General features: G+C 43.5%; 8 protein-coding genes, 1 tRNA gene and 1 pseudogene. 6 read left to right on the forward strand and 4 right to left on the reverse strand.

What is annotated here, in order from left to right:
- Together DW793_RS12740 and DW793_RS12745 are read left to right on the forward strand one after the other, a co-directional pair.
- Positions 1-266, forward strand: a 266-nt coding sequence (locus tag DW793_RS12740) for an integrase core domain-containing protein (RefSeq protein WP_147342171.1), incomplete at its 5' end; no start/stop codon positions are given.
- Between the two features lie 349 nt (positions 267-615).
- Positions 616-3,188, forward strand: a pseudogene (locus DW793_RS12745) (cation-translocating P-type ATPase).
- A gap of 104 nt (positions 3,189-3,292) precedes the next feature.
- On the opposite strand, the gene nrdG reads toward DW793_RS12745, so the two are convergent.
- Positions 3,293-3,811 carry an anaerobic ribonucleoside-triphosphate reductase activating protein gene (nrdG, locus tag DW793_RS12750; RefSeq protein ID WP_117938740.1) on the reverse strand — a complete coding sequence of 173 codons (519 nt, stop codon included), beginning with the start codon at positions 3,809-3,811 and terminating at the stop codon, positions 3,293-3,295.
- A 266-nt stretch (positions 3,812-4,077) separates the two neighbouring features.
- Entirely contained in the window at positions 4,078-6,252 is a 2,175-nt protein-coding gene (nrdD, locus tag DW793_RS12755; protein ID WP_022287606.1) for an anaerobic ribonucleoside-triphosphate reductase, read from the reverse strand.
- Between the two features lie 357 nt (positions 6,253-6,609).
- Between nrdD and DW793_RS12760 the strand changes: the two genes are divergently transcribed.
- The 4 genes from DW793_RS12760 (at position 6,610) to DW793_RS12770 (ending at position 8,687) form a co-directional block, all read left to right on the forward strand.
- A tRNA-Arg gene (locus DW793_RS12760) sits at positions 6,610-6,686 on the forward strand.
- Between the two features lie 118 nt (positions 6,687-6,804).
- A complete protein-coding gene (locus DW793_RS16020; RefSeq protein WP_390624686.1) occupies positions 6,805-6,951 on the forward strand; it encodes a hypothetical protein in 147 nt (48 codons plus the stop codon).
- Positions 6,924-7,757 (forward strand): GTP-binding protein, encoded by an 834-nt coding sequence (locus tag DW793_RS12765; RefSeq protein ID WP_390624687.1) that lies wholly within the window; start codon positions 6,924-6,926, stop codon positions 7,755-7,757. Before DW793_RS16020 ends, DW793_RS12765 begins: the two co-directional genes overlap by 28 nt.
- A 273-nt stretch (positions 7,758-8,030) precedes the next feature.
- A complete protein-coding gene (locus tag DW793_RS12770) occupies positions 8,031-8,687 on the forward strand; it encodes an HD domain-containing protein (protein WP_181979801.1) in 657 nt (218 codons plus the stop codon).
- 318 nt (positions 8,688-9,005) lie between these two features.
- Here the strand turns inward: DW793_RS12770 and DW793_RS12775 are convergent, their stop codons facing one another.
- A complete protein-coding gene (locus DW793_RS12775) occupies positions 9,006-9,431 on the reverse strand; it encodes a hypothetical protein (RefSeq protein WP_147342211.1) in 426 nt (141 codons plus the stop codon).
- Positions 9,329-11,545, reverse strand: a complete 2,217-nt coding sequence (locus tag DW793_RS12780; RefSeq protein WP_181988376.1) for a GH25 family lysozyme — start codon at positions 11,543-11,545, stop codon at positions 9,329-9,331. The genes DW793_RS12775 and DW793_RS12780 overlap by 103 nt, the downstream gene beginning before the upstream one ends.
- Positions 11,546-11,724 lie beyond the last annotated feature (179 nt).

Below are 11,724 nucleotides of genomic sequence, written 5' to 3' on the forward strand. Positions count from 1 at the left end.
AGACGCTTTTTGAGGCGACATTAGAAAAGTTGGGAGTAAGGCATAAGCTTATACGTCCATATACTCCACGGCACAATGGCAAGGTTGAAAGAAGCCACCGTGAAGATCACAACAAATTCTATAATTGCCATAGTTTTTATTCCTGTGAAGATTTAAACGTGCAGCTAGCTGCACGTTTAAAGAGGACAAACAATCGTCCTATGCGTCCTTTAAACTGGCTTTCGCCTATCGAATTCTTCAATAACTATCGTGTCCAATATCATTGACAAACTAACAAGTGTTTGAAAATGAGATCAAGCAAATGAGTTGCAAATGTACAATAAAATATATAAAAAACTATTGACAAAATCAAAAATATAGGTTATAATAACCTCATAGTAAAAGAGAGTAGCTGGCGGAGAGATCCGTTTATGTTTGCGTCAGTACGTTCCGATGAGGGACCGCTGCATATCTAAACGGCGAGACTTTTATTGATTAAATTGCCACAGGCGCAGTTTACCCAATAAACGTCTTGCCGATTTTTTATGCGTTTATTTTTCTGAGCCTATGAGAAAAGGAGGCTTTGAAGGGTATATCGGCAATGCTTACAGGAAAAAATAAAAAAGGTGGTATTTTATGAAGCAGTATCAGAAAAAACTTGACCAGCTTTACACTGAGTTTTCATCAGGTGAAAATGGTCTTTCAACCGAGCAGGCAGTGAAAAACTGCGAAAAGTTCGGACGAAATGTTATCACGGAGGGCAAGAAAAAGTCCATTCCCGTGATTTTTTTAGAGCAGTATAAGGACTTCCTTGTGCTTATACTCATTATTGCTGCGATAGTTTCAGCTTTCATGAAAGACGTTGAGAGCTGTGCGGTAATTCTCGTTGTTATCACAATGAACGCTATTTTGGGTACAGTTCAGACTGTCAAGCTGAAAAATCCCTGACAAACCTTAAAAAGCTTTCTGCACCGACGGCTAAGGCGCTTCGTAACGGTGAAAAGGTCATTATCCCCTCTGAGGAGATCGCAGTGGGCGACATTCTTCTTATCGAAGCAGGCGACCAGATATGTGCAGACGGCAGACTGATAGAATGTGCGTCTGTTCAGGTGAACGAGTCGGCACTCACAGGCGAGAGCGTTAATATCGACAAGGATATGAGCGATATAGAGGGCGAAAAGCCTCTTGCTGAACGTGCTAACATGGTTTATTCAGGCTCTTTTGTCACATACGGCAGAGGAAAAATGCTTGTCACTGAGGTTGGTATGGACACTGAGGTGGGCAAGATAGCCTCGCTTATCCAAAACGCATCAGAGAGAAAAACGCCTCTTCAGAACACTCTTGACGAGTTCGGCAAAAAGCTTTCCATTGCTATACTTATTGTCTGTGCAGTTGTGTTCGGACTTAGTGTGCTTCGTGGCGGCAAGCTTATGGATTCGTTCATGTTCGCTATCGCACTTGCTGTTGCGGCTATTCCTGAGGCTCTCAGCTCTATCGTTACTATTGTGCTTTCTTTCGGCACACAGAAAATGTCAAAGGAAAACGCTATCATAAGAAAGCTTCAAGCTGTTGAGGGCTTGGGCAGCGTTTCTGTAATATGTTCTGACAAGACCGGTACTCTTACTCAGAACAAGATGACAGTCAGAAAAATAATGGTAGACGGCAGGATAATCGACACTGACGCTGTTGATCTTGACGATGAAAAGGTCAAGACTATGACGAGAGCCATGATCCTTTGCAACGATTCAAGCTGTAAGGACGGCGTTGAGATAGGCGACCCTACAGAAACGGCTCTTATCAATTTTGGCACAAAGCTTGGCATTGACACTGACAAGGTGAGGGAAGATCTCCCTAGAATTTCTGAGATACCATTTGATTCGGACAGAAAGCTTATGTCAACTCTGCACGTTATCGACGGCGAGAAGGTGCTTTATGTAAAGGGTGCGGCTGACGTTCTCATAAACAGGATAACTTCAAGCGATGAGGAAAAGGCTGTTATAACTCAGCGTGTGGCAGAGCTTTCGGAAAAAGGTTTGCGTATACTTGCATTTGCAGAGAAAAAATTCGACAAGGATACCGTATGTCCAGAGGACGAGGACGGATTGGAGTTTGTCGGTCTTATTGCTATGATGGATCCTCCGAGAGAGGAATCAAAGGCGGCTGTTGCGGAATGCCGCAAGGCAGGCATAAAGCCAGTCATGATAACAGGCGACCATATCGTTACGGCTTCGGCTATTGCCCGTGAGATAGGTATTCTTGACGACAACTCAAAGGCTGTTGAGGGTCACGAGCTTGACGCTTATTCAGACGAAGAGCTTGTTGACTTTGTAAAGGACAAGGCTGTTTACGCTCGTGTTACACCTGAGCATAAAATAAGGATCGTAAAGGCTTGGCAGGCAAACAGCTGTATAGTTTCCATGACAGGCGACGGTGTGAACGACGCACCTGCGTTAAAGCAGGCTGATGTGGGCGTTGCAATGGGCATCACAGGAACTGAGGTTTCAAAGGACGCTGCCTCAATGGTGCTTGCAGACGATAACTTTGCAACTATAGTCAAGGCCATAAGAAACGGCAGAAACATTTACGAGAACATTAAAAAGGCTATACTCTTCCTGCTTTCGGGCAACTTTGCGGCAATTCTTGTGGTGCTTTTCAACTCACTGCTTGGACTTCCTGTTCCGTTTGCGGCAATACATTTGCTGTTTATTAATCTGCTTACAGACTCGCTTCCTGCTATCGGTTTGGGTCTTGAACCTCACTCCGAAGAGGTCATGAAACGCAAGCCAAGAAACGCAAATGAATCTATACTCACACGTCCTTTCCTGGGCGAGATCGCATTGTATGGAGTAGTTATAGCGATAGCAGTAGCTTCGGCTTTCCTTATGGGAAACAAGACAAGCGCAGCTCTTGGTATGACGATGGCATTCGCAGTGCTTTGCTCTGCAAGATTGTTCCACGGCTTCTCCTGCAAGAAAAAAGGTCCTGTTATCTTCTCAAAGGACTTTTTCAACAACAAGTTCGGTCTTATGGCGTTCGGTCTTGGAATGGTATTTTTAAACTCCGTTCTGCTCGTTCCACCACTTAAAGGACTTTTCAAGATAGCAGACATGACAGGTATGCAGTTTGCATGGATATACATTCTAAGCTTTGGCTCTATGCTCGTTATCCAGCTTATAAAGGCGATATTCTTTACAAAGTCTGAAAAGTAAGGCTGTAGAGTTATCTTATAAAAGTTTCAAGGCGGGCGACCTTAGGTCGCACCTACGCAATAAAAATAACCGCTCTTCGTGATGTCACGGGGAGCGGTTTTGTTTTACATATCTTCGCAAGGCAGCCAAATGCCGTCCTTTTTATGAAGTATCCTCTGATTTTCAGATCCTCTGAATTTCAGTGAGATGTTTTTCTTTTCGAGAACAAATTCGCCGTCAACGAGGTAGTCGATAAGGCTCAGCATTTCGTCTGTGTACTGTGTTCTGTATGGGGACTTTGAGCCTGCAAGCAGGTCAGTTTCAAGGGTACAGCCTGTGTAGCACCACACGTCCTTGTCGGGAAGCTCAGTTTTCACACGGTGGAGGAGTTTTGTCAGCTCAGGCTGGTTCTCAGGCTCCATAGGTTCGCCACCAAGGAGCGTAAGTCCTTTTATATAGCCCTTTGAGAGGGCGTTAATTATCTCGTCTGCGGTGGTATCGGTGAAAGGCTTGCCGTAGTCAAAGTTCCAAGTGTCAGGCTGAAAACAGCCCTTGCAGTGGTGTCTGCAACCTGATACGAACAGCGTGACCCTCACTCCTGAGCCATTGGCGATATCGGTTTTCTTTATCTCACAATAATTCATTTTCCGCTCCTTTCATACATACAACGCAGGGCAATACGATTTTGTATTGCCCCGATAGTTATATGCTGTTTGCTGTTTTATGTCAATAATAATGTTCATTATTTTCGGATTTTGCAGTTTTGAGTTTTTGAGTTTTCCTTGCTATAATGTTCATTTTTTTGACGAGTTTTGATTTTTGAACTTTTGAGTTTTAACGGCTATAATGTTCAAAATTTTGCGATTTTGGCTGAAAAAATTTTTGGGTTTTAATTATGTTTTCAAAGAAATCACAAATGCAAAACTCTTTCCTTTATCTCTTGAGTCCTGCCCTGATTCCAGAACTGCGTGCCGATGTAACCGCAGGTGCGCCTTGCAACGTTCAGAGTGTTCTGATCTCTGTTGCCGCAGTTCGGACACTCCCATACAAGCTTGCCGTCATCTTCTACTATCTTTATCTCACCGTCAAAACCGCACTTCTGACAGTAGTCGCTCTTTGTGTTAAGCTCTGCATACATGATGTTGTCGTAAATATGCTGCATAACTGCAAGAACAGCCTCTATGTTGTTCTGCATATTCGGCACTTCCACATAGCTGATAGCTCCTCCTGGTGAGAGAGCCTGGAACTGTGACTCAAAGGTGAGCTTGTCAAATGCGTCGATGTTCTCGGTAACATGGATATGATAGCTGTTTGTGATGTAGTTTCTGTCTGTTACACCCTCGATAACACCGAAACGCTTCTGCAAACATCTTGCAAATTTGTATGTTGTGGACTCCAATGGAGTGCCGTAAAGGCTGAAATCTATGTTTGTTTCTGCTCTCCACTTTGCGCAGGCGTCATTAAGGTGCTGCATAACTTCAAGTGCAAAAGGCGTTGCTGAAGGGTCTGTGTGCGACTTGCCTGTCATGTATCTTACGCATTCGCAAAGACCTGCATAACCAAGTGATATGGTGGAATATCCGCCGAACAGGAGCTTGTCGATTGTTTCGCCCTTTTTAAGCCTTGCCAATGCACCGTTCTGCCAAAGGATAGGCGCAACATCTGACGGAGTGCCTTTAAGTCTTTCGTGACGGAGCATAAGCGCACGTCTGCAAAGTTCAAGTCTTTCATCAAATATCTTCCAGAACTTATCCATATCCTTATATGACGAGCAGGCAACGTCCACAAGGTTTATTGTAACAACACCCTGATTGAATCTGCCGTAATATTTAGGCTTGCCGTTTTCGTCAAGATATGTTGTAAGGAAGCTTCTGCAGCCCATGCAAGGGTAGCACTGACCATTGCCATTCTTGTCTACCTTAAGCTCCTTCATTTTCTTTTCGCTTATATAGTCAGGCACCATTCTCTTTGCGGTACACTTTGCAGCAAGCTTTGTAAGCTCCCAATATTTTGAGCCTTCTCTAATGTTGTCCTCTTCAAGGACATATATTAGCTTAGGAAACGCAGGTGTTATATATACGCCCTTTTCGTTCTTTACGCCTTGGATACGCTGTCTGAGCATTTCCTCTATGATAGCCGCAAGGTCATCTCTTGTCTGCCCCTCCGGCACCTCGTCAAGGTACATGAAAACAGTAACGAAAGGTGCTTGACCATTTGTTGTCATAAGAGTGATGACCTGATACTGTATCATCTGAACGCCCTGAACTATCTCAGCCTTTACTCTCATTTCGGCTACCTTATTTATAGTATCCTCGTCGGCAGGGATATTAAGCTCTGCGAACTCTTTTTTTACCTCACGGCGGTATTTATCACGGGATATCTGAACGAACGGAGCAAGGTGGGAAAGTGTGATACTCTGTCCGCCATACTGTGAAGAAGCTATCTGAGCGATAGATTGTGTAGCGATATTGCAGGCTGTAGAGAAGCTGTGTGGCTTTTCTATCATGACCTCGCTTATGACAGTGCCGTTCTGGAGCATATCCTCAAGATTTACAAGACAGCAGTTGTGCATATGCTGAGCGAAATAATCGGCGTCGTGGAAATGTATCAGACCTTTTTCGTGAGCTTCAACTATATCGTCTGGGAGCAAAAATCTTCTTGTGATATCCTTGCTGACCTCGCCTGCCATATAATCCCTCTGAACTGAATTGACAGTAGGGTTCTTATTGGAATTTTCCTGCTTGACTTCCTCGTTCTCAAAGTTAAGAAGAGAAAGTATCTGCTTATCAGTAGTATTAGCCTGTCTGACGATAGAACGCTCATAGCGGTAGGTGATATAATGCTTTGCCACTGTATACTTACCGTGGCGCATGATATCGGCTTCCACCCAGTCCTGAATAGTTTCAACGTCCATAGCCCTATTCATTTCAGAGCATTTGTCCTCTATATTCTGTGCTATCTCTCCTATTTCTCCCTCAGAGAGCCTATCCTTTTCCTCCACAGTGATATTAGCTTTCGCAACGGCATTTTCTATCTTTTCCTTATCGAACGTATTCTCAGCGCCGCTTCTTTTTATTATCTTCACCTATACTCTTCCTTTCATTCTATCCTGCTCAACCACTATATATTGTGGTTGTCTGCTTTTATCACAACATAATATTGAACATTTACTATTATACCACAATCAGAATATAAGTCAAGGGCATAGAATGATAAATAATCTACAAAAATTCCGGTTAAAAACAGAGCAGTTTGCTGAAAAAGTATTACAAATGGTTACAAACACTTGATTGACAAAAAGTGTGAAAAACAATGGCATTTAAAGGATGGATAAAGGTGTGACGTGGCAAGGAACGATGTGAATGTTTTGTAAAATAAGTGGTAAAATTCAATTAACTTGTTGACAAGGGTGCATGCATATGATATAATATTAGAGTTGAATGCGCCAGTAGCTCAGCTGGATAGAGTGACTGGCTACGAACCAGTAGGTCGGGGGTTCGAGTCCCTTCTGGCGCACCAGGTCACTTGTAGTGACTGGCATAGCACGTCTTACAATTTGTAAGGCGTGTTTTTTTATTTCTGTCATTGCCAAAGCACTGTCAATGTGGTATAATATGACCATTAGGAGGCATTAACTATGAACACAGAGAAAAAGAAAACCAAGGTAGACCTTGTGACGGGGTTTCTCGGAGCAGGGAAGACCACTTTTATAAAAAATATGCCCGTTATCTTTTGGATAAGGGCTGTAAAATTGGCGTGTTGGAGAATGATTTCGGTGCAGTGAATGTGGATATGCTTCTTTTGCAGGAGCTTTTGGACGAGAATTGCGACCTTGAAATGGTCTCGGCGGCTGATAAGGATTGCCACAGACGGCGTTTTAAGACTAAGCTTATCGCTATGGGTATGCGTGGTCTTGACAGGGTCATTGTGGAGCCGTCAGGTATCTATGAGGCTGACGAGTTCTTTGACGTGCTCAGAGAAGAACCTCTTGATAATTGGTACGAGATAGGAAGCGTTATAACTATTGCAGATGCCTGCCTTGATACCAACTTGTCGGAAGCTTCTGATTATCTTCTTGCTTCTCAGCTTTCGGAAGCAGGCATAGTTCTCATGAGCAGATGTCAGGAAGCCACAAAACAGGAGCTTGAGGATACTCTAAAACACCTTGAAGCCGTGCAGAAAAAGTTCCATTGCCACAGAATGACTAAGCCTGAGATAATAATGAAAGATTGGTCGGAGCTTACAGACGAGGATATGGAAAGGATAGCCAACAGTGGCTATGAGCCTGATTCCCACGAAAAGCTGTGGTTCGACCAAGATAAAGCTTATACCTCTTTGTATTTTATGAATATGAAGCTTCCTGACAATGCTGTGGAAGATGCTGTAAGCAGGCTTATGAGCGACAGCAAGTGCGGAAGGATATTCCGTGTAAAAGGCTTTATGCAAAACGCTGAGGGCGAGTGGCTTGAGCTTAACGCCACCCACAAGAACATCACTGTTAAGCCTATAGAGCGAGGTCAGGCGGTGTTTATCGTCATTGGCGAGGGGCTTGACAAAGAGCATATCGACGGCTATTTTGTGCCTGTATAGTGTCAGAATATTGTAAAATAAATGCGGAATGTATTGTATATGAGCTTGATTAGTGATATGATGATATATATGTATATATAACTGTATGGGAGCGGCGCAATTTCTGCTTTGCAGAAATACGACGTCCCGTTCGGAGAGCGACATGGTTTGTATAATCGCAAATTCATGCAGGCGAGCAAATGCGGGCGAACACTGTTCGCCCCTACAATACATTATGTGGACGTAAAAAGCCTTGCGTAGATAAATATAATCATAAACCAACAGGAGAAATCAATGACATACAAAGAGATAAGAAAAAACAAGGAAATAAAAGCATTTATAAAAAGGGCAGGGATAAATCTTACATCTCTGGGTTTTACAGACCATTCAGAGGTGCATACCACTCTTGTGGCAGACAGAGCCGCCGCAATACTTAAAGAGTTCGGCTATGATGAGCATACCATAGAGCTTGCAAAGATAGCAGGGTATATGCACGATATCGGCAATGCTGTCAACCGTACCCACCATGCAGAGTATGGTGCAATACTTGCAAATGATATTCTCAAAGGTACTGATATGCCCTTAGAGGACAGGGTGACTATAGTTTCCTGCATAGGAAGCCATGACGAATCAACAGGGGGAGCGACAGATCCGGTGTCAGCCGCAGTGATAATAGGGGATAAAACAGACGTGCGAAGAAATCGAGTGTCAAATAAGGACAAGTCCTCTTTTGATATCCATGACAGGGTGAACTATGCGGTAACAGAAGCGAGCTTAAAGATAAATGCTGATAAAAAGGTCATATCCCTTAATTTGCAGATAGACGAAAGTATCTGCACCATGTATGACTATTTTGACATTTTCCTGCAGCGTATGCTTATGTGCAGAGGTGCGGCAGGTGTTCTGGGAGCAAAGTTCAAGCTTACAGCAAATGGAAGCAAAGTATTGTGATTTAACGCACAAACTATGTAGGGGAGCGGCGCAATTTCTGCTTTGCAGAAATACGACGTCCCATTATTTCTCCACGGTTGAATTAACGGAGAATATCACAACAATGCTTCCCAAATAATTTGATATCAAAGATATAACGATCACGGGTCGCCGCTACGAGCGGGCTGTCGAGGACGCCAGCCCCTACAATAATGTTGTGCGGATATTGAAAATTGTGCAAAAAAGGGACGACCCAAGGTCGCCCCTCATTTTTATTCAGCGGTGCAAATTTGTATCATATCACAATGTATGGCGTAAAATGCCCGTCACGGCGAGTGACTATTTAACCGTCTTTTCAGTATAAGCACCATAATAGTTCACACCATTGTATTTTCTGTATGCCCTTATTTTGAATGTTTTAGTGCCTGACATATTTTTTGCAGTGTAGCTTTTGCCTGATGTTGTGGTGAGCTTTTTCCAACTGCTTCCTGACTTCACATATATCTCATATCCTGTGGCTTTTGATACCTTGTTCCATGCAAGGGAGATGTTGCTTCCTGAGCGCTTTGCCGTTGTGACAGTGACGTTTGCAGGAAGCGTGCAGGTGACAAGTTGTGCATACTTGCTGTATTGCATAACATTGTCGCTTACATAATATGCCTTTACTCTGTATGTGTACATAGTGCCTGATGACTTGCCTGAGTTGGTGTAGTATGGATAAGCGTTGTCGCCAAGTTTCCTGTAGCTGTCGGTAGTGCTATCCACTGATAAACGCTGTAGCCTGATACCCCATTCATGCTTTTCCATGTGATAGTGTTGGAGCTTGATGTGTTCGCTGATGAGGAAAGCCCTTCAGGTGTGTTTGCAGGACGAATGGTGATGTCCTTTTCAGTGTAGTCACCGTAGTAGTTTATGTAGTTATAATTTCTTATGGCTCTCACTCTGAAACGATACGCTGTTTTTTGTGAAAGATCGCTTGCAGTGTAGCTTGTTCCCGAAAGGGTGGAGAGAGTTTTCCATGTTCCGTTTGTGTACATCTCTACCTGATAGCCTGTAGCCTTTGATACCTTGTTCCAGTTGAGTGTTATGGAATCAACGTCAGTGGAGCAAAGGGAGAATGATACGTTTGCAGGAAGAGTGCAAGTGGTAAACTCAGAGGAATATGCACCCTCGATACGCTGTCCGTCAACATTGTTGAATGCCCTTACCTTGTATCTGTACATCGTGCCTGAGCTTTTCTTTGAGTTTGTGAACTTTGTGGACGTGGTCGTGCCTATTAGCTTGTAGCTGTCGGTAGTACCTATCCACTGATAGATCTCATAGCCTTCCGCTTTTTTGGAAGCGTTCCATGTTATGGTGTTTGATGTAGAAGTGTTTGAAGTGCTTCTTAGTCCTGTTACTGTACTTGGTATGTCAGTGACCTCAGCGTTTACATATGTGTAGCCACCGTTGTAGTATACGCCACTGTAATTTCTTCTCGCCTTTACCCTGAACATATTAACGCCGTTCTGTGTGATACCATTCACCTTGTATGAAAGGCTTGAAGTTGTGCCGACCTGCTTCCATGCACCGTTCACATAATGCTCCACGATGTAGTCGGTCGCCTTTGAAACTTTGTTCCAGCTAATGGTGACAGAAGTTCCCCTTGCAGAAGCGGATATCTTTGAGATGTTCGCAGGAAGCGTGCAGGTGGTAAAAACATCAGAGTAATCCCCGTAAACACGCTTGCCAGAAGCGTCACTGTAGGCTCTCACCATGTATTTGTACATAGTGCCTGTGGACTTGTTGGAGTTTGTAAAATATGTATTCTTTGTATCCCCTATTTTTTTCTTGTTAGGGTCGCTAGGGCTTGTTCCCTGATAGACCTCATAGCCTGTTGCGTCAGGAGCGCCGTTCCAGGCAAATGTGTTGGAGGTGGAGGTGTTTTTCACTGAGATAAGGTCGGACACATAAAGTGGAAGCTTGCCCGAATACCATACATTCACGTCAGTGTAGGCTGAAATGCCTGAAACAGTACCGCTTCCTGAATATTGCCACATATCCATACGTTGGTCATAATTGGTGTTGCTTGTGTAGTGAGCCAGCCATATAGGATATTTCTTGCCAAGTCCTGCTCCGTCAATGTAGTAGTTTAGCCATGTGTAGTTTGCATAAACACCTGCGCTGTAGCCAGACTTTATGATAGTGTCGCAAAAAGCTGTGCAAAGAGCGGTCTTTTGAGCCTTGGAAAGCCCTGCGCTGTCAAGTCTGCCAGTGTCATAGTCAACAGACTCGATATCGTAATAAACAGGCATTTGCAGAGAATATCCCTTTATCCTGTCAAGAACGAACTTAGCCTCTGCCTTAGCCTCGGCTGTGGTTATCGCCTGCGTGTAGAAGTATACGCCAACTTTAAGCCCTGCCTTGGTAGCTCCGTCAAGATAGGTCTTGAACTTAGGGTCTTCCACAAGCGTTCCTGCACTGCCATAGCCACGGTAGCCTACTCTTATGATAACAAATTCCACACCGCTGTTTTTGACCTTTTTCCAATCTATGTTGCCCTGATAATAGGAAACGTCAATGCCATAGACCTTTGAAATACCGCTGAATCTGTTTTGATGAGTAAGGCTGTCAGCCCCCCACAGAGCAGACATTGTCATAATGCCGTATGGATCGTTGTTTTCAAGATATTTATGATACTCAGGGTCGTCCTCAGTGACAGGCTCTAAAAGACCATCAGCCTCGATATTGCCTGTAGCATATTCAGGCTTTGATATCTGGATATCATTTGAAAGCTCACCTGACGCAATGCTTTCCTCTGCCGCATATACGAATGGAACAGACTGAGCCATTATTGCCGCTGACAAAACCACACTGGTCAGTTTTGGAATAAATTTCATAATTTCCTCCCGTAGAATTGTAGGCAGAACTAACATTTTTTCTGCCATTTTACACGATAATTTTTACACAACCTTTATTATAGCCCTTTTACAGCATATTGTCAAATTTGCATTTATACATATAAATACAATTCAGTAATTTTAAAGTTAAATAATTACACTTATTTTGAGATATATGT

This window comes from Ruminococcus sp. AM31-15AC, assembly GCF_003462045.1.
Lineage (GTDB): Bacteria > Bacillota > Clostridia > Oscillospirales > Ruminococcaceae > Hominimerdicola > Hominimerdicola aceti.

Coding starts and splice junctions, on each gene's coding strand:
- nrdG (WP_117938740.1), bottom strand. CDS start 3,811: ATGAATTATTGTGAGATAAAGAAAACCGATATCGCCAATGGCTCAGGA.
- DW793_RS16020 (WP_390624686.1), top strand. CDS start 6,805: ATGAACACAGAGAAAAAGAAAACCAAGGTAGACCTTGTGACGGGGTTT.
- DW793_RS12770 (WP_181979801.1), top strand. CDS start 8,031: ATGACATACAAAGAGATAAGAAAAAACAAGGAAATAAAAGCATTTATA.
- DW793_RS12780 (WP_181988376.1), bottom strand. CDS start 11,545: ATGAAATTTATTCCAAAACTGACCAGTGTGGTTTTGTCAGCGGCAATA.